General features: G+C 69.0%; 18 protein-coding genes, 2 tRNA genes and 1 pseudogene. 13 read left to right on the forward strand and 8 right to left on the reverse strand.

The annotated features are described in order from the left end of the window. Positions 1-22 precede the first annotated feature (22 nt). On the forward strand, positions 23-931 hold the full coding sequence (gene cysD / locus AAC979_RS18030) for a sulfate adenylyltransferase subunit CysD (protein WP_371348267.1): 909 nt from the start codon (positions 23-25) through the stop codon (positions 929-931). Continuing rightward, positions 931-2,826, forward strand: coding sequence for a sulfate adenylyltransferase subunit CysN (cysN, locus tag AAC979_RS18035; RefSeq protein WP_371348268.1), 1,896 nt, complete (start codon positions 931-933; stop codon positions 2,824-2,826). The genes cysD and cysN overlap by 1 nt, the downstream gene beginning before the upstream one ends. Positions 2,827-2,893: 67 nt before the next feature. On the opposite strand, the gene AAC979_RS18040 is transcribed toward cysN, so the two are convergent. The 3 genes from AAC979_RS18040 to AAC979_RS18050 all read right to left on the reverse strand — a co-directional run bounded on the left by AAC979_RS18040 (position 2,894) and on the right by AAC979_RS18050 (position 4,013). After that, positions 2,894-2,980 (reverse strand) — tRNA-Leu (locus tag AAC979_RS18040). Between the two features lie 113 nt (positions 2,981-3,093). Beyond that, positions 3,094-3,624, reverse strand: coding sequence for a hypothetical protein (locus tag AAC979_RS18045; protein ID WP_371348269.1), 531 nt, complete (start codon positions 3,622-3,624; stop codon positions 3,094-3,096). Positions 3,625-3,668: 44 nt separating this feature from the next. Further along, complete coding sequence (locus tag AAC979_RS18050; protein ID WP_371348270.1) at positions 3,669-4,013, reverse strand: hypothetical protein; 345 nt, start codon at positions 4,011-4,013, stop codon at positions 3,669-3,671. A 177-nt stretch (positions 4,014-4,190) separates the two neighbouring features. Between AAC979_RS18050 and AAC979_RS18055 the strand changes: the two genes are divergently transcribed. Further along, a complete protein-coding gene (locus tag AAC979_RS18055; RefSeq protein ID WP_371348271.1) occupies positions 4,191-4,502 on the forward strand; it encodes a hypothetical protein in 312 nt (103 codons plus the stop codon). A 64-nt stretch (positions 4,503-4,566) separates the two neighbouring features. Here the strand turns inward: AAC979_RS18055 and AAC979_RS18060 are convergent, their stop codons facing one another. Beyond that, positions 4,567-5,181 carry a L,D-transpeptidase gene (locus tag AAC979_RS18060; RefSeq protein ID WP_371348272.1) on the reverse strand — a complete coding sequence of 205 codons (615 nt, stop codon included), beginning with the start codon at positions 5,179-5,181 and terminating at the stop codon, positions 4,567-4,569. A gap of 165 nt (positions 5,182-5,346) precedes the next feature. Between AAC979_RS18060 and AAC979_RS18065 the strand changes: the two genes are divergently transcribed. The 3 genes from AAC979_RS18065 to arfB are packed head-to-tail and all read left to right on the forward strand — an operon-like array spanning position 5,347 to position 6,986. After that, entirely contained in the window at positions 5,347-6,033 is a 687-nt protein-coding gene (locus AAC979_RS18065; protein ID WP_371348273.1) for a response regulator transcription factor, read from the forward strand. A gap of 42 nt (positions 6,034-6,075) precedes the next feature. Further along, positions 6,076-6,561, forward strand: a complete 486-nt coding sequence (locus AAC979_RS18070; RefSeq protein WP_371348274.1) for a cyclic nucleotide-binding domain-containing protein — start codon at positions 6,076-6,078, stop codon at positions 6,559-6,561. Further along, the gene (gene arfB, locus AAC979_RS18075; protein WP_371348275.1) at positions 6,558-6,986 is read left to right on the forward strand and encodes an alternative ribosome rescue aminoacyl-tRNA hydrolase ArfB; all 429 of its coding nucleotides are present in this window, start codon (positions 6,558-6,560) and stop codon (positions 6,984-6,986) included. The genes AAC979_RS18070 and arfB overlap by 4 nt, the downstream gene beginning before the upstream one ends. Before the next feature lie 107 nt (positions 6,987-7,093). Here arfB and AAC979_RS18080 read toward each other — a convergent pair. Beyond that, positions 7,094-7,399, reverse strand: a pseudogene (locus AAC979_RS18080) (nucleoside deaminase); the annotation flags it as partial. A 124-nt stretch (positions 7,400-7,523) separates the two neighbouring features. After that, entirely contained in the window at positions 7,524-7,754 is a 231-nt protein-coding gene (locus AAC979_RS18085) for a DUF1674 domain-containing protein (RefSeq protein WP_371349094.1), read from the reverse strand. Positions 7,755-7,932: 178 nt separating this feature from the next. Here AAC979_RS18085 and htpX point away from each other — a divergent pair, with 178 nt between their 5' ends. The 4 genes from htpX to AAC979_RS18105 all read left to right on the forward strand — a co-directional run bounded on the left by htpX (position 7,933) and on the right by AAC979_RS18105 (position 11,866). Further along, positions 7,933-8,928, forward strand: coding sequence for a zinc metalloprotease HtpX (htpX, locus tag AAC979_RS18090; protein ID WP_371348276.1), 996 nt, complete (start codon positions 7,933-7,935; stop codon positions 8,926-8,928). Between the two features lie 152 nt (positions 8,929-9,080). Next, a tRNA-Thr gene (locus AAC979_RS18095) sits at positions 9,081-9,156 on the forward strand. Positions 9,157-9,904: 748 nt separating this feature from the next. Further along, positions 9,905-10,942 carry a YeiH family protein gene (locus AAC979_RS18100; RefSeq protein ID WP_371348277.1) on the forward strand — a complete coding sequence of 346 codons (1,038 nt, stop codon included), beginning with the start codon at positions 9,905-9,907 and terminating at the stop codon, positions 10,940-10,942. An 18-nt stretch (positions 10,943-10,960) separates the two neighbouring features. Then, a complete protein-coding gene (locus AAC979_RS18105) occupies positions 10,961-11,866 on the forward strand; it encodes a LysR family transcriptional regulator (protein ID WP_371348278.1) in 906 nt (301 codons plus the stop codon). Here AAC979_RS18105 and AAC979_RS18110 read toward each other — a convergent pair. Continuing rightward, positions 11,863-12,561 (reverse strand): YggS family pyridoxal phosphate-dependent enzyme, encoded by a 699-nt coding sequence (locus AAC979_RS18110; RefSeq protein ID WP_371348279.1) that lies wholly within the window; start codon positions 12,559-12,561, stop codon positions 11,863-11,865. The two genes, AAC979_RS18105 and AAC979_RS18110, sit on opposite strands and share 4 nt — an antisense overlap. A 186-nt stretch (positions 12,562-12,747) precedes the next feature. Between AAC979_RS18110 and leuS the strand changes: the two genes are divergently transcribed. Genes leuS through holA form a run of 3 tightly spaced genes read left to right on the forward strand, consistent with a single transcriptional unit; the run spans position 12,748 to position 17,063 of the window. Next, entirely contained in the window at positions 12,748-15,378 is a 2,631-nt protein-coding gene (leuS, locus tag AAC979_RS18115; protein ID WP_371348280.1) for a leucine--tRNA ligase, read from the forward strand. 13 nt (positions 15,379-15,391) lie between these two features. Beyond that, positions 15,392-16,030, forward strand: a complete 639-nt coding sequence (locus AAC979_RS18120) for a hypothetical protein (RefSeq protein WP_371348281.1) — start codon at positions 15,392-15,394, stop codon at positions 16,028-16,030. Positions 16,031-16,037: 7 nt separating this feature from the next. Next, positions 16,038-17,063, forward strand: coding sequence for a DNA polymerase III subunit delta (gene holA / locus AAC979_RS18125; RefSeq protein ID WP_371348282.1), 1,026 nt, complete (start codon positions 16,038-16,040; stop codon positions 17,061-17,063). Between the two features lie 3 nt (positions 17,064-17,066). On the opposite strand, the gene AAC979_RS18130 is transcribed toward holA, so the two are convergent. Continuing rightward, entirely contained in the window at positions 17,067-17,978 is a 912-nt protein-coding gene (locus AAC979_RS18130; RefSeq protein WP_371348283.1) for a ParB/RepB/Spo0J family partition protein, read from the reverse strand. Positions 17,979-17,984: the final 6 nt, after the last annotated feature.

Here is a 17,984-nt window from a genome sequence, read left to right on the forward strand (position 1 = left end):
TCACCAGAAATAGGCGGGTTCGATGTCGTCTGAACGGATGACGCATCTCAGGCGTCTGGAAGCGGAATCCATCTTCATCATGCGCGAGGTGGCGGCCGAGTTCGCCAATCCCGTCATGCTCTATTCCATCGGCAAGGATTCCGCCGTGATGCTGCATCTGGCGGCCAAGGCGTTTTATCCCTCGCCGCCGCCCTTCCCGCTCATGCATATCGACACGACGTGGAAGTTCCGCGAGATGATCGCCTTCCGCGACGCCATGGCCAAGCGCCTTGGCTTCGAGCTGCTGGTGCATACCAACCAGGATGGGCTCGCGCGCGGCATCAACCCGTTCGATCACGGCTCATCGCTCTATACCCATGTGATGAAGACCGAGGCGCTGAAAGAGGCGCTGACCCTGCACGGCTTTGACGCCGCCTTTGGCGGCGCGCGGCGCGACGAGGAGAAGAGCCGGGCCAAGGAGCGCGTGTTCTCCTTCCGCACCGCCAGCCATGGCTGGGACCCCAAGAGCCAGCGCCCGGAACTGTGGAACCTCTACAATGCCCGCGTCCGGCCCGGGGAATCGATCCGGGTGTTCCCGCTGTCCAACTGGACCGAACTCGACATCTGGCAATACATCCTCGCCGAGAACATCCCCATCGTTCCGCTCTATTTCGCCGCCGAGCGGCCAGTGGTGGAGCGCGGCGGACAACTCATCATGGTGGATGACGAGCGCCTGCCGCTGGCGCCGGGCGAGGTGCCGCAGATGAAGCGGGTGCGCTTCCGCACGCTCGGCTGCTACCCGCTCACCGCCGCCATCGAGAGCGACGCCGACACGCTGGAAGCCATTGTCGGCGAGATGCTGCTCGCCCGCACCTCCGAGCGCGCCGGACGGCTGATCGACCATGACGAGGCCGCCTCGATGGAGAAGAAGAAGCGCGAGGGCTATTTCTGATGAACGAGACCATCGCCTCCCTCGGCGCCGCCGACTATCTCGCACGGCACGAGGGCAAGGGCCTGCTGCGCTTCCTCACCTGCGGCAGCGTGGATGACGGCAAGTCCACCCTCATCGGCCGGCTGCTCTACGACACCAAGCTGCTGTTCGAAGACCAACTGGCGACGCTCGCCTCGGATTCGCGCAAGCACGGCACCGCCGGCGAGGACCTCGATTTCGCCCTGCTGGTCGACGGACTGGCAGCGGAGCGCGAACAGGGCATCACCATCGACGTTGCCTACCGCTTCTTCGCCACCGAGCGGCGCAAATTCATCGTCGCCGACACGCCCGGCCATGAGCAGTACACCCGCAACATGGCCACCGGCGCCTCCAATTCCGATGTGGCGGTGATTCTGGTCGATGCGCGCAAGGGCATCCTCACCCAGACGCGGCGGCATTCCTTCATCGTCTCGCTGCTGGGGCTGAAGGATGTGGTGCTGGCGGTCAACAAGATCGACCTGATGGACTATTCGCAGGCGGTCTTCGATCAGATCGTCGCCGAATACCGCGCCTTCGCCGCGCAGTTCGGCTTCCGCACACTGGTGCCGATCCCGATATCCGCCCGCCATGGCGACAATGTCATCGCCCGCAGCGCCAACACGCCCTGGTATGACGGCCCTTCGCTGCTCGACCATCTCGACACGCTGGAGGTGGAGGATGGCGCCCATACACGCCCGTTCCGCCTGCCGGTGCAGTGGGTCAACCGGCCAAACCTGAATTTCCGCGGCTTTTCCGGCACCATCGCCTCCGGCACGGTTCGGGTGGGCGAGGCGGTGGTCGTCGCCGGATCGGGCGCCACGTCGCGCGTCGCCGCCATCGTCACTGCCGACGGGGAACTGCCCGAGGCCGGGGCCGGCCAGGCGGTGACGCTCACCCTTGCCGACGAAATCGACGCCTCGCGCGGCGATGTGATCGCGGCGGCCAATGCCCGACCGGAAGTCACCGACCAGTTCGCCGCGCATCTCATCTGGATGCATGAGGAGGCGCTGCTGCCGGGCCGGCCCTATCTCATGAAGATCGGCACGCGCACCGTCGTCATGTCGGTGACCGAGATCAAGCACCGCATCGACGTGAACAGCTTCCAGAAGCTGGCCGCCAAGACGCTGGCGCTGAACGATGTCGCGGTGGTCAATGTCGCCACCCATGAGCCGATCGCCATCGACCCCTTCGCCGACATTCCCCAGACCGGCGCCTTCATCGTCATCGACCGCATGACCAACCAGACGGTCGGCGCCGGCATGGTCGATTTCGGCCTGCGGCGGGCGACCAATGTACATTGGCAGGCGCTGGACGTGTCCAAGGCCAGCCGCGCCGGGCTGAAGCTGCAGAAGCCCGCGGTGCTGTGGTTCACCGGCCTCTCCGGGGCGGGCAAGTCGACCATCGCCAATCTGGTGGAGAAGCGCCTCAACGCGCTGGGCCGACACAGCTATCTGCTCGACGGCGACAATGTCCGCCACGGGCTGAACAAGGATCTCGGCTTCACCGATGCCGACCGGGTGGAGAATATCCGCCGCGTGGCGGAAGTCGCCCGGCTGATGGTGGATGCCGGGCTGATCGTGCTCGTCTCCTTCATCTCGCCGTTCCGGGCCGAACGCGAGATGGCGCGCGAGCTTCTGGAGCCGGGAGAGTTTGTCGAGATCTTCGTCGACACACCGCTCGAGGTGGCGGAACAGCGCGACGTGAAGGGGCTGTACAAGCGGGCGCGGGCCGGACAGATCCGCAATTTCACCGGCATTGACAGCCCCTATGAGCCGCCGCTGAACCCGGAAATCACCATTGCGAGCGGGGCGCTGGCGGCCGAAGCGGCGGCGGAACGCATCTTCGCCTATCTGCTGGAGAAGGGTTATCTCAGCTAGGCATCGCCCCACGAGTGCACGCCGCCGGGAGCGGCGTGGAAACGTTCGGTCCGATTTTAAGAGAAGCTGGTGCGGGCGGTCGGACTCGAACCGACACTCTGTCACCAGAAACGGATTTTGAGTCCGCCGCGTCTACCGATTCCGCCACGCCCGCGCGGTGGGGTGTCTATAACGAAACGGCGGGCGGAGCCAAGCGAAAAGCCGACGCGCCGACGCCTCGGCCGGGGATGCCGGGCCACTCTGCCGTCCGGCGCGCCGCCGCGCCGCTCACTCCGCCTTCTGGCAGGTGCCGAAGGCGCTGAGCACCTTGCCACCGGCCAGCGTCGACAGCGTCGCCTCCGGCGCGGTGGGGGAGAGTTCGATCGCCCAGGCCGCCATGTCATCATTGCCGTCCAGCATCAGCGTCTCGCCATTGCCGATGACGCTCTGGATCGAGCTGATATGCGGGCGCTTGTCATCCGACACGCTGGCGATGATCTGCTCGCCGAAATGAATGAGGAAATGCGCCGGCAGGTCGATCGTGCCGAGCTCGGGCGAGGGATTGCAGCCGGCGGCGGCGCAGATGAACACCTTGTCGAAGGTGCAGGCAATCGCGTCGGGCAGCGTGTCGCCGGCCGGGGCTGCGGGCGGCACGGCGTCGGACGGCCCGGTGGGGGCGCCGGACGAATCGAGCGCCTGCGGCGGCTGAACCGGCGCGTCCTGAGACTGTGCGGGCGCCTGAGCCAGTGCGGACCCCGGGGCCTGCGCGGCAGCGAGTCCGAGAATGAGGCAGAGCGCGGTAGCGGCCGACTTCAACATGGGAGTGCCCTGGTACGTGACCGGAAGGAGCGGAGCGCCGCGTCTCAATAGACCGGCGTGCGGCACGGCGGATAGGGCGGCGCGCCGCAATAGCCGGGGCCATAGACCGGGCGCGGCGGCGGCGGGTAATAGGCCGGCGGCGGGGGCGGCGGCGGCGCGTAGTAATAGGTCTTGGGCTGGTTCGCCGCGGCGGTGACCGCCGAGCCGATCAGGGCGCCGGCGACGAGGCCGCCGATCAGCGCGCCGGTGGAATTGCTCGCCTGCGCCGGCCGGCTCGCCGCCAGCAGCGGCAGGGCGACGGCAAGCGCGAGCGTGACCCGGATCACCCAGCCCGCGGCCTTAGCGCCGAGGGCCAGCAGGCTGCGGGATGTGGTGCCGAAGACATTCATGTCCGACCTCTGCGATTCGCTGACCTGACTATCGCGCGCGGCCCCGCCGGCGGCAAGCGCGCACAATGGCCGCGAAAGGCGCTCCAAGGGCGCGTCGCGGAGCCGCGAACCATCTTCCCCGTGCCGCGTTGTCGGGCGTCGGCAGCCCTCGGGCACAGGTGAAGTGTGGAGACGAACATGGACAGACGAGGCTTCTTGCTCGGCCTTGCCGGCGTGCTGGGCGCGGGCGCCGCCGCCGGCACGGTGCTGGCTTCCTCGGCGGAGGCAGCCCCTTTGGGCCCGCTGCGCGATAGCGGGACCCGCGCACCGGACGCGATCGACGCCGCGGCCCGGACACCCGATGGCACGGCGATCGAGGACGCCCAATGGGGTCCGCCCGGCCCACCCCCTCCGGGCTGGCGCCGCCGGCGCCGGCGGCGCCGGGTCTGCGCGGTGCGGCGCAATCGCTGGGGCCGTCCGGTACGTCGCTGCTGGTATGTCTACCGCTAAGAGCGTTTCGAGCGCATCTGGCGCCGCTGACGCCGCGACGGGTGCCCGCCCGTCGCGGCTCGGTTCAGACGATTCGGATCGCGGTGCGTGGGCCGAGCCGGGCGAGCAGGCGGCGCAGATCGGCCGGGCGGAAGGCGACGCAGCCGGCGGTTGGCTCCAGGGCACCGCGCGCGATGTGCATGAAGACCGCCGAGCCGCGATGGGCGCGGCGCGGGCGGCTGTTGTGGTCGAGCACCACGACGAGATCATACAGCCCGTCCGCCCGCCACATTTCCTCGTGTGATGCGGAAAACGGCCGCCGCACCAGCCGGTTGTAGCGCCCGTCGCGCGGCGCATCGCACCAGCCGTCCTCGCGGCTCAGCCGCAGAACCGGGAGCCGGGTGACGGGGCGCGGGCCGCGATCGGCGCGGTAGCGCACCTCGCGCGGGTGCCAGACGCCGCGCGGCGTGGCGCCGTCGCCCTCCCTCTTGTCGGCGCGGATTCCGGTCCGGCCCAGGGCGACGGGGACCGGCCGCCCGTCCAGCAGCAGGACGCCGCGCGACGGGAAAGGCGCGCGAGTGGCAGGCTGGCGGGCGACGCGCAGCTCGGAAACGATGCGGGATTTTCGGTGTGATTCTGTGCGAAGGGTCTTCTTCTTCACGCCATTTCCGTTCACGATCACGTCACGAACCGTCAGCACCTTCGTCCCGTGACTCCTCGACGCTTGCCGAATGCGTTCTGCCTGCCTACTCGGGGCATACGGCATTTCACTCCAACCTTGCGTGAGAGTGGACGCGCGAGGCACCTGGGACAAGGGCTTCGACCAGCGGCCGCTCTCGGGAACGCGGATATTCGGGAAAGCGATATGGCGAACGCTCTGCGAGTTTTGGTGGTCGACGACGACAAGGATCTGCGCGAGGCGCTGGTCGAACAGCTCTCGCTCTATGACGAATTCGAGGTGGTCTCCGTCGATAGTGCCAATGCCGCGATCAGCGAAGTCGAATCGACGCGCGTCGATCTGGTGCTGATGGATGTCGGCCTGCCGGACAAGGACGGGCGCGAGGCGGTGCGGGTGATGCGCCAGAACGGCTTCAAGGCGCCGGTCATCATGCTCACCGGCCACGACACCGACAGCGACACCATCATGGGGCTGGAAGCCGGCGCCAATGACTATGTCGCCAAGCCGTTCCGCTTCGCCGTGCTGCTCGCCCGCATCCGCGCGCAGATGCGCTCGCATGAGGCGAGCGAGGACGCGGTGTTCACCATCGGGCCCTACACCTTCCGTCCCGGTGCCAAGATGCTGGTGACCGAGCGCAACTCGAAGATTCGCCTGACCGAGAAGGAAACCGCCATACTGAGGTACCTCTATCGGGCTGGAAAGAAACCGGTGGCGCGCGAAATACTTCTGCAGGAAGTGTGGGGCTATAATTCCGGCGTGACCACCCATACGCTTGAGACGCATATTTACCGCCTGCGCCAGAAGATCGAGAAAGACCCGTCCCACCCCAGCCTGCTTGCCACCGAGGCTGGCGGGTACAAATTGCTGCCCTGACAGGCCGATTGATTCGTCCTGCCTTGGAGTTTCGCCCGCCGAATGTCCATCGAGGACGACATCGCCTTTCTGGAACGTGTGCCGACGCTCGCATTGATGGGGCGTGAGGCGTTGCGCGTCATCGCCATCAGCGTCGAGCATTACACGCTGACGCGCGGCCAGACGCTGTTCCATGAAGGCGAAGCGGCGGACTGCGCCTATGTCGTGCAGGAAGGCAGCCTGCGCGTGGCGCCGGAAGACCCGCAACTGGCGATGCGTCCCGGCCACAGCGCCCGCGCCGGCGAAGGCGCGCTGATCGGCGAGATGGCGCTGCTGACCGAGACCCGCCGTCCCGCCACCGCCACCGCGCTGGAGCCGGCGGAAGTGCTGCGCATTCCCCGCAACGTGTTCCTGCGCACGCTGGAAAGCTATCCCGACGCCGCGCGCGAGCTGACCCGCCGGCTGAGCGAGCGCGTTTCCGCCACCCTTGCCGATCTCGAACGGGTGCGCGAGCGGCTGGAGGCGATCGAGGACGTGCGGCGGCGATGATTCCGGTCGCGCCCCGGGTCTGGCTGGACGAGGACGAGATCGAGGAAACCTTCATCCGCGCCTCCGGTCCGGGCGGGCAGAACGTCAACAAGGTCTCCAGCGCGGTGCAGCTACGCTTCGACGTGCGCGGCTCCAAGACCTTGGCGGACCATGTGAAAGAACGGCTGGAGCGGCTCGCCGGGCGGCGCCTCACCAAGGAGGGTGTGCTGGTTCTCGTCGCCCAGCGCTACCGCACGCAGGAGCAGAATCGCGCCGATGCGCTGGCACGGCTGGTCGAGCTGGTGCGCGAGGCGGCGGTGGTGCCGGTCACGCGCCGCCCGACCCGGCCGACGCTGGGCTCGAAAATCCGCCGGCTGGAGGGCAAGGCCAAGCGCTCCGGCATCAAGTCGCTGCGCCGCGACCGGCCCGGAGCGCCCGAGGAGTGAGCCTCAATGGTGCCGGCACCGTAGTCGCTGCCGAGCAGCGCCTTGGGGTTGAGGCGCGCGGACGCATCCATGATGGCGGTGATCTCGGCATGGAAGACGGGAATGCCGGTGAGCAGCACCCGATTCTGGCCGCGCCCAATAATCTCGCCGTCCTTGACGATCACCGCGCCGAACGGCCCGCCCCAGCCCTTCTCAACGGATTCGATCGCAAGGCGCGTCGCTTCTTCCATGAATACCGCCTTGCCGGGCGGCAGGTCCGTGGCGGCCTGGGCGCTGGACAGTGAAAAACCGGCAGGACCGGCGAGACCGGCGGCAACAGCACTTGCCATGAACAGGGGGCGGTTGACGCCGCGCGCTTCATGGCAACCGGATCCATGCGCCGTCGTACAGCCACAGCTCAGCAGGGTCGACATCTCGGCCTCCAGGCCGGCACCATGCTTCCGCCATCCGGACGCTCTGGGCCTGCCGCACAAGAGCACGGGATTTCAACCAGTTGAACCGCTAATTGACAAAGAGGTATCCGGCCTTGGGGCGGCGTCAGAAATCGGTGGCGATGCCCTTCACTTCCCAGTCGCCATAGCGCACCGGCTCGGGACCATCGCGCCCGTCGATCTCGCGCGGCCCGGCGAAGGGCGCGGCGGCGGCGCGGCGTGCCTCCGCCTCGGCCAGCGCCCGCTCGGCGGCGGGGGTGAGCGGGCGGCGCGGGGCTGGCGCAGCGCTCTCCGCGGCCTGACCGGTGAGGCCGGTGGGGTGGAGTGTGTGACCGATCGGTGCGGTGGGATCGCTCTGGCTCATGCGCCATTGGAACCACCCGCCGCGCGCCCGCGTCAAGACAGGTCCGCTCACGAGCGCGCGACGCCCCTGCCCCCCGGCCAATCTTGCGCGCGCGGCCGGCCGCTCCCATTTCCCCACCGACATGCCGCAACCGGCGGCGCATGAGGGAACGATGAACTATTTCCGTACGGCGATCCTGCTCGCGGGCATGACCGCGCTGTTCATGGGCGTCGGCTTCATGATCGGCGGCCAGGGCGGCATGATGATCGCGCTCATGGTCGCCGCCGGCATGAATGTGTTCAGCTACTGGAATTCCGACCGCATGGTGCTGTCCATGTATGGCGCGCGCGAGGTCGACCGGGCCAGCGCGCCGGAATTCTACGGCATGGTGGAGGAACTCGCCGCCCGGGCGCAACTGCCGATGCCGCGCGTCTACCTCATGGACAATCCGCAGCCCAACGCCTTCGCCACCGGCCGCAACCCGCAGAACGCCGCGGTCGCCGCCACCACCGGCCTGCTCCATTCGCTCTCGCGCGAAGAGGTCGCCGGCGTGATGGCGCATGAGCTGGCGCATGTGAAAAACTTTGACACGCTGACCATGACCATCACCGCCACGCTGGCGGGCGCGATCTCCATGCTGGCGAACTTCGCCATGTTCTTCGGCGGAAACCGCAACAACACTAACGGCTTCGGCATCATCGGCACTATCGCGATGGTGATCCTCGCCCCGCTCGCCGCCATGGTGGTGCAGATGGCGGTGTCGCGTTCGCGCGAATATGAGGCGGACAAGCTCGGCGCGCAGATCTGCGGCCAGCCGATGTGGCTCGCCTCGGCGCTGGCGAAGATTTCCAACGCCGCCCATGCGGTGCCGAACATGCCGGCCGAGCACAACCCGGCCACCGCGCACATGTTCATCATCAACCCGCTGTCGGGCGAGCGGATGGACAATCTGTTCTCCACCCACCCCGCCACGGAGAACCGCATCGCCGCGCTGCAGGCGCTGGCGCAGCAGATGGGTTCGGGCGGTTATGGCTATGACAACGCCGCCGCTTCGGCCCCGCAGGGCGGGCCGTGGGCGAGGGGCGGGGCTTCGCGACCGGCCAGCCGCCCGACCGGCAATCCCTGGGGACGCAGCGGCGACCGCGACCGGCGCGGCCCCTGGGGCTGAGCGCGGGAGCCGTTTCGGGCGCCGCGCCGCGCAGGCCGGGCGCCGGCGGCCGCTGTTTTCCCGCCCTGCGCGTCGATCGCGCGCGCATCGCGTCCGCTTTGCCGCCGTGGCGCTTGAAAAAGCCGCGCTTCGCCGCTATCAGAGCCGCGCGTGCCGCTTTAGCTCAGTTGGTAGAGCATCGCATTCGTAATGCGGAGGTCGTCAGTTCGAGTCTGACAAGCGGCACCATTCCTTACGCCCCGGCTTTGAAACCCCGGCCGCACCCCTTTCCCCGTTTCAGTCGTTCGTTCCGCGTTCCCGCACGCCCTCATCCCGGGGCGTGAGCCGCGATGCCTTGTTTGCGCATGCGCGCGGGGGAAAATCTGGGTGGCCGGGTCAAGCCCGGCCATGAGGGGGCGTTACGTTGTGAGGATGAGCCGGGAGCGCCTCCGCTTCGCTCGATAAGGGTTCCTCCTCCCGCCAGAAGGACCGGGAGCGCGCTGCGCACCACCCGAGCCCTCATCCCCGGGCTTGACCCGGGGACCCAGCGTTTCCGCTGGTGCGCCGGGGAAGGCGGGGTGGCCGGGTCAAACCCGGCCATGAGGGCTCCAGAACAGCCGCAGGCTGCGCACAACCCCGCTCGGTAAAGTGCCTTGGGGGCCCTGCGCTGGGTCCGGATCACCTTCGCTACCACTGCCGGCATCAGGGACTCGGCGGGCGGTTCACCCCCCCCCCCCCCACCCTTCACCGACCCGCTTCGTGGGCCAGCTCTCCCCAACAGGGAGAGGTGCGTCGCAGGCAGCGCCCAGCATGGACTGCGCCGCAGATGTCCCTCGCCGCCAATAGTGAGTGTCACGCCTGATCTTCGTAGCTCGCGGGCTGACGACGACGACGGCTCGATCATCCAATTATGTCGGATGATTTGTGCGATATAATCCGCTGGATCGAATGATCATCCGCTGCGATCAGAGGGCGGTTACCAAAGGGGAGACGCATCATGGTTGCGCATGCCGACATGGCCGAACCGCACCGCACGGTCCGCGCCCACCACACCGCGATCCTGCCCGGCCTCGCGCTCACCGCCGGCATCGCCGGCCTCGCCTTCGGGCTGCGCCAGCTGCCCATGGTCGGGGTGCTGAGCCCGATGATCCTCGCCATCATGATCGGCATCGGCTTTCACAATCTGATCGGCACGCCGGTCCGGGCCAAGCCCGGCGTCACCTTCGCCATGCGGCGCATCCTGCGCGCGGCGATCGTGCTGCTGGGGCTGCAGCTCACCGCCGCGCAGGTGGCGGAAGTCGGCGCCACGGGCCTCGCCGTGATCGCCCTCACCCTTGTCTCCACCTTCCTGTTCACCACCTGGCTCGGCCGGCTGATGGGGGTTGAGCGCGGGCTCGCCCAGCTCATCGCCGCCGGCACCTCGATCTGCGGCGCCTCGGCGGTGATCGCCACCAACACGGTGACGCGCGCCCATGATGAGGATGTCGCCTATGCGGTGGCCTGCGTCACCGTGTTCGGCTCGGTGGCGATGTTCCTCTATCCGCTGCTCCCCGTGGTGCTCGGCCTCTCCCCGCACGCCTATGGGCTGTGGGCCGGCGCCTCGATCCACGAAATCGCCCAGGTGGTGGCCGCCGCCTATCAGGGCGGGCCGGCGGCGGGCGAATTCGGCACCATCGCCAAGCTGTCGCGGGTGATGCTGCTGGCGCCGATGGTGATCGCACTCGGGCTGATGGCGGCGCGCCAGGCCCGCCGGCGCGGGCACGAGGCCGGCCACGCCCGCCCGCCCCTGCCCTGGTTCGTGCTCGGCTTCCTCGCCATGGTGGCGCTCAACAGCGTGGTGACGATGCCGGCCGAGATGAAGGCGGCGCTGGTTCTCGCCACCACCTTCATGCTCTCCATGGCGCTGGCGGCGATGGGGCTGGAAACCGACATCGCCAAGCTGCGCGCCAAGGGCGTGCGCCCCTTCCTGCTCGGCCTCGCCGCCTTCGTCTTCATCGCCCTGTTCAGCCTCGCTCTGGTAAAGATGACCGCCTGAGCGAGGCGAGGACGGTGGATGACCCTGGAACAGCTACGCATCTTCGTGGCGGTGGCGGAACGTGAGCACATTACCCGGGCCGCGCGCGCCATCCACCTGACGCCTTCCGCCACCAGCGCCGCCATCGCCGCGCTGGAGGCGCGCCACGCCACACGGCTGTTCGACCGGGTCGGCCGGGGCATCGTGCTGACCGAGGCGGGGCGGCTGTTCCTGCCGGAAGCGCGCGCCGTGCTCGCCCGTGCCAGCGCCGCCGAGAAGGTGCTGGCCGACCTCGCCGGGCTGGTGCATGGCACGCTGGCGCTGGCGGGCAGCCAGACCGTGGCGAATTACTGGCTGCCGCCGCTCATCGAGGCCTATCGCAGCCGCTATCCCGGCGTGGCGGTGAGCCTGACCATCGGCAATACCGATTTCGTCGCCGCAAGAGTGCAGGAGGGCGCCGCCGATCTCGGCTTCATCGAGGGCGGGATCGAGGCGCCGGTGCTGGCGGCGACGCCGGTGGCGGACGACGAAATGGTGCTGGTGGCGCCGGTGACGCATCCCTGGCACTGGCGGGCACCCGCCTCCCCGGCCGAACTGAGCGAGGGCCCCTGGGTGCTGCGCGAGCCGGGCTCGGGCACGCGCGCCATCTTCGAATCCTATCTCGAACAGGCGGGCATCGCCCCCGCCGGCCTGCGCGTCGTGCTGGAATACCCCTCCAACGAAGCCGTGCGGGCGGCGGTGGAGGCGGGCAGCGGGGCGACGGTGATCTCCCGCCGGGTGGTGGAAGGCGCCATCCGCGCCGGCACCATGGCGCTGATCGACTACCCCCTGCCCTCGCGCCCCTTCCTCTCGCTGCGCCACCGCGAACGCTACGCCACCCGGGCGGCGCAGGCTTTTCTCGACATGGCGGGGGCGGGGGCGGGGGCGGAACGCCAGCGGCTCTAGCGGTGGCCGAAAATGGCGCTGCCGACCCGCACATGGGTGGCGCCGAGCGCGATGGCGGTCTCGTAATCGCCGCTCATGCCCATGGAGAGGATCTTCAGCCCATGGCGGGCGGCGATTTTCGCCAGCAGGGCGAAATGCGGCGCCGCCGGCTCGTCGGCCGGGGGAATGCACATCAGCCCCTCGATCGCCAGCCCGTGCGCGTCGCGGCATTCGGCGAGGAAGGCGTCGACCTCGTGCGGGGCGACGCCGGCCTTTTGCGGCTCCTCGCCGGTATTGACCTGCACCAAGAGGCGCGGGGCCGGCGGGGCGCCCTCGCGCTTCAGCTCCTTCGCCAGGGCGGCGGCGAGCGAGGGGCGGTCCAGCGTCTGGATCACGTCGAACAGGGAGAGCGCCTCGCGCACCTTGTTGGTCTGCAGCGGGCCGATGAGATGCAGTTCGAGACCGGGATGGGCCGCGCGCAGCGCCGGCCATTTGCCCGCCGTCTCCTGTACCCGGTTCTCGCCGAAGCGTCGCTGGCCGGCGGCGATGACCGGGGCGATAGCCTCCGGGCCGAAGGTCTTCGACACCGCGATCAACTGCACCGAGGCGGGATCGCGCCCGGCATCGCGGCAGGCCTCGCGGATGCGCGCGCGCACCTCGTCCAGACGGGCGGTGATCGCCTGGGCGGCGGCGGCTTCCTCGCGGGTGGGTTCCATGGCGGTCTCCTGCTTCGGACCCCGACCAGATACGCCAATCGCGCCCGCGCGCAAACGCGGGGCCGGCGAAAACCCCGCAGCGCAGCGAAAGGTTGACCGGGAACGCGACTTGGTGCCTAGTCCGGCGCCATTACCTGAACCCTTGCGGCACTTTCTCCCACGTCCGCCTATCCAAGAAGCCTGTCCATGAGCACCGAGCGCTACAACGCCCGCGAGGCCGAGCCCCGCTGGCAGAAGATCTGGGACGAACGCGGCATCTTCCGCACCCGCAATGACGATCCGCGTCCCAAATACTATGTGCTCGAAATGTTCCCCTACCCCTCGGGGCGCATCCATATCGGCCATGGCCGCAACTATGTGATGGGCGACGTGGTGGCCCGCTTCAAGCGGATGAAGGGCTTCAACGTGCTCCACCCCATGGGCTGGGACGCTTTCGGCCTGCCGGCGGAGAATGCCGCCATCGAGCGCAAGACGCATCCGGGCGAGTGGACCTACGAGAACATCGCCACCATGCGCGAGCAGCTCAAGCTGCTCGGTCTCTCGCTCGACTGGTCGCGCGAGATCGCCACCTGCGATGTCGCCTATTATGGCGAGCAGCAGCGCATCTTCCTCGATTTCCTCAAGGGCGGCTTCGCCTATCGCCGCGAGAGCGAGGTCAACTGGGATCCGGTCGACAACACCGTGCTCGCCAATGAGCAGGTGATCGACGGGCGCGGCTGGCGTTCCGGCGCGCTGGTGGAACGGCGCAAGCTGGCGCAGTGGTTCTTCCGCATTTCCGACGCCTCGGAGGAACTACTCGCCGGGCTCGACACGCTGGAGCGCTGGCCCGACAAGGTGCGGCTGATGCAGCGCAACTGGATCGGCCGCTCGGAAGGGCTACATGTGCGCTTCGCGCTGGCCGACGCGCCCGCCGGCGTCGCCGAAAACCTGCCCCGCGAGATCAAGGTCTACACCACCCGGCCGGACACGCTGTTTGGCGCCGCCTTCCTCGCGCTTTCCCCCGGCCACCCCGTGACCGAGCGGCTTGCCGCCGGCAACCCGGCGCTGGCGGCCTTCGTCGAGGAATGCCGGCGCGGCGGCACCTCGACCGCCGAGATCGAGACCCAGGAGAAGATGGGCTTCGACACCGGGCTGAAGGTGCGCCATCCGCTGGGCGGGCCGGAACTGCCGGTCTATGTCGCCAATTTCGTGCTGATGGAATACGGCACCGGCGCCATTTTCGGCTGCCCGGCGCATGACCAGCGCGACCACGACTTCGCCAGCAAATACGGTCTGCCGATCATCCCGGTCGTGCTGCCGCCCGATGTCGACCCGGCGAGCTTTTCGGTGGCGGAGGCGCCCTATGAGGGCGAGGGCGTGCTGTTCAATTCCGGCTTCCTCGACGGGCTCACCGTGCCGGCGGCGAAGGAGAAGGTGGCGCTGCGGCTGGAGAACGAGATTCTCGGCACCGCCCCCGTCGGCGAGCGGGCGGTGAATTACCGCCTGCGCGACTGGGGGATTTCGCGCCAGCGCTATTGGGGCTGCCCGATCCCGATCATCCATTGCGATTCCTGCGGCCCGGTGCCGGTGCCGGACGACCAGCTTCCCGTGAAGCTGCCGGAGGACGTGTCCTTTGACCAGCCCGGCAACCCGCTGGACCGCCACCCGACATGGAAGCATGTGAACTGCCCGCGCTGCGGCGCGCCGGCCCGGCGCGAAACCGACACCATGGACACCTTCGTCGATTCCTCCTGGTATTTCGCCCGCTTCGCCGCCGAACCCGGCGCCGCGCCGCTGGAGAAGGGCGCCGCCGATCACTGGCTGCCGGTCGACCAGTATATTGGCGGCATCGAGCACGCGATCCTGCATTTGCTCTATTCCCGCTTCTTCATCCGCACGCTGAAGAAGCTCGGCCGCGTCTCCATCGCCGAGCCCTTCGCCGGACTGTTCACCCAGGGCATGATCGTCCACGAGACCTATAAGGATGCGGCCGGGCGCTGGCTGTTCCCCGAAGAGGTGGAGCGCGACGCCGACGGCCGGCCGGTGAAGATCGGCACCGGCGAACCGGTGACCATCGGCGCGCCGGAGAAGATGTCGAAGTCGAAGAAGAATGTCGTGCCGCCGGAAGTGGTGGCCGACACCTATGGCGTCGACAGCGCGCGCTGGTTCATGCTCTCCGATACCCCGCCCGAGCGCGACAGCGAATGGACGGACAAGGGCATCGAGGGCGCCTGGCGCTTTGTGCAGCGCGTGTGGCGCCTTGTGGGCGACACCGTCGCGCTCGTGCCCGAGGCGGCGGCGCGGCCGGATGATTTCGGTGCCGAATCGCTCGCGCTGCGCCGTGCCGCGCACCGGCTGGCGGCGCAGGTCGCCGAGGATATCGAGCGGCTGCGCTTCAACGTCGCCGTGGCGCGGGTGCACGCTTTCGCCAATGAGTTCGGCGATGCCCTCGCCGCCGTGCGCAAGAGCGCGGCCGGCGCGCTGGCGCCCGACCTCGCCTTCGCCCTGCGCGAGGCGGCGGGCTTCCTCGTCGCGGTGGTGGCGCCGATGGTGCCGCATCTGGCGGAAGAATGCGGCGAGGTGCTGGGCACGGGCGGGCTGATCGCCGAGGCCGGCTGGCCGCAGGTGGAGCCCGCTCTGCTGGTGGACGACAGCGTGACGCTGCCGATCCAGATCAACGGCAAGCGCCGCGGCGAAATCGTGGTGGCGAAGGATGCCAGCCCCGCCGAGGTGGAGAAGGCGGTGCTGGCGCTCGATCTGATCGCCCAGGCCCTCGACGGACGCGCCCCGAAGCGTATCATCGTCGTGCCGCAAAGGATTGTGAATGTCGTCGCCTGACCGGAGGAACACGATGCCCGCACGAAGCCACCCGCGACGCCGCCTGATCGGTCTCGCCGGGGCGGGCCTGCTCGCCCTTTCCACGGCGGGCTGCTTCCAGCCCATGTATGCGGAGACGACCCCCGGCCAGGGCTCGTCCCTGCAGGAAAGCCTCAGCCAGGTGGAAGTGGTGTTCGCGCAGGGCCGCGTCGCCGACGAGGTGCGCAACGACCTGATTTTCGCCCTCACCGGCGGCGCCGGCAACCCGGCCGGCGCTCCCTACCGGCTGGTGCTGAACGTGAACAGCCGCACCACCCAGGCCTCGGTGGTAAGCCCGCTGACCGGCCTGCCGGAAGTCGAGATCGTCTCGGTCGATGTGAGCTGGCAGCTCTTCGAGGCAGGCAACACCAAGACCCCGCTGCGTACCGGCAAGGCCAGCGGTAAGGCCTCGCTCGACAGCGGCTATCAGCGCTTCGCCCGCGCCCGCGCCATTCGCGACGCGGAGAACCGCTCCGCCTCGGTGGCCGCTGATTCGATCAAGAGCCAGCTTGCCTCCTATTTCTACACCGGCGGCCCGCGGACGGCCGCGCCGGGTGCTGCCACCACGGGTGCTGCCCCTGCAGGCGCTGCGCCCGTCACCGCCGCGCCGCTCGCTCCGGCCGCCAAGAGCTGAGCCGGCTATGGTGGCCGTGCGGCCGGGCGATGTCGAGGCGACGCTGAGCCGGCTCGATCCGCTGCGCCCCGTCCTGCTGTTGTTCGGGCCTGATAGCGGGCTGGTACGCGAGCGCGCCAAGTCTTATCTCGCCCGCGCCAGCGCCGGCTCCGACGATCCGTTCGGTCTCGTCCGGCTCGACGGCGACGAGATTTCCGGCGATCCCGGCCGGCTGGTCGACGAAGCCGGCACGGTGGCGCTGTTCGGCGGGCGCCGGGTGGTGTCGCTGCGCGTGGGCAGCCGAAATGTTTTGCCGGCGGTGGAAGCGCTGCTCGCCTCCCCGCCGCAACAGGCGATCGTCGTCATCGAGGCCGGCGACCTCAAGCGCGGCCAGGGCCTGCGGGCCTTGTGCGAAGCCTCGCCGCATGCTCTCGCCATTGCCTGCTACAGCGATACGGAACGCGATCTTAGCCGGCTGGTCGACACGATGGTGGCGGAGGCCGGCCAGCAGATCGACCGCGACGCGCGCGGCGAGCTGCTCTCGTTGCTCGGCGGCGACCGCATGGCCTCGCGCGGCGAGATCGCCAAGCTGCTGCTTTACGCCGCCGGCGAGCCGCGCATCACCAGCGCGCATGTGCGCGCCATTGTCGGCGACGCCTCCAGCCTCGCCCTGGACGAGATCGCCGACGCCACTTTCGCCGGCCAGCCGGCAGACATGGCCGCCGCCTTCGCCAAGGCGACGGCCGAGGGCATGCGCGCCGATATCGTGCTGGGGGCGGTGTGCCGGACGGCGCAGACGCTGCACCAGATGCGGCTGGCCATCGAGGCCGGCGGTTCGGTCGAGCGGGCGGTGGAAGGCGCGCGCCCCACCATCCATTTCCGCCGCAAGCCGCTGATCGAGAAGGCGCTGCGCGGCTGGAACACGGCACGGCTGGAGACAGCGTTGTTCGCGCTCGACGACGCGCTGCTGGCCGCGCGGCGCAATGCCGCCCTCGGCCCGGCCATTGCCGAGCGGGTTCTGCTGCAGATGGCGGCGCAGGCGCGGCGCGGCTGAAGATCAGCCGCCGGCGAGACGCCGGCAGACCTCATCCAGCTGATCGAGCGAGGAATAGCGGATGCGGATCTCGCCCGCCTCGCCATCATGCTTGAGCGTGACCGCCAGCCCCAGCTCGTCCGACAGCCGACGCTGCAGCGCGGCGGTGTCGGCATCGAGCGCGGGATGCTTCGGCTTCTTCGCCGGCTTGCCGGCGGCTTCCGCCTTGGCGACGTTGAGTTCCTGCGCCAGCGCCTCGATGGCGCGCACATTCATGCCCTGGTCGACAATCGCCCGCGCCAGCGCTTCGGGATCGTCCTGCGTCAGCAGCGCGCGGGCATGGCCGGCGGAGAGGCGGCCATCGGCCAGATACGCCTTCACTGGCTCCGGCAGGCGCAGCAGCCGCATCGTATTGGCGACATGGCTGCGGCTCTTGCCGATGACGCGGGCGAGATCGTTCTGCGAATAGCCGAACTGGTCGGCCAGCGACTGATAGCCCGCCGCTTCTTCCAGGGGGTTGAGATCGGCGCGCTGGACATTCTCGATGATGGCGATCTCAAGCGCCTCGCGGTCATTGACCTCGACGACGACGATCGGCACCTCGTGAATGGCCGCCCGCTGGGCGGCGCGCCAGCGGCGCTCACCGGCGACGATCTCATAGGAGTCGCGCTCGCCCGCCACCTGGCGCACGACGATGGGCTGGATGATGCCGCGCTCGCGAATGGAGGCAGCGAGATCCTCGAGGTCGGCCTCGGCGAAGCTGCGGCGCGGGTTGCGCGGATTGGCGCGCAGGAAGGCGAGCGGCACCTTGCGCGCGCCGCCGGGCGTCCGGTTGCGGTCATTCGCCGCCCCGGCATCCTCGCCCATATCGCCGATCAGCGCGGCGAGGCCACGCCCGAGACGCGAGCGTCCGCCGCCATCTTCCGCCATCGCCATTGCCGC

Source organism: Ancylobacter sp. IITR112 (assembly GCF_041415945.1).
Taxonomy (GTDB): domain Bacteria; phylum Pseudomonadota; class Alphaproteobacteria; order Rhizobiales; family Xanthobacteraceae; genus Ancylobacter.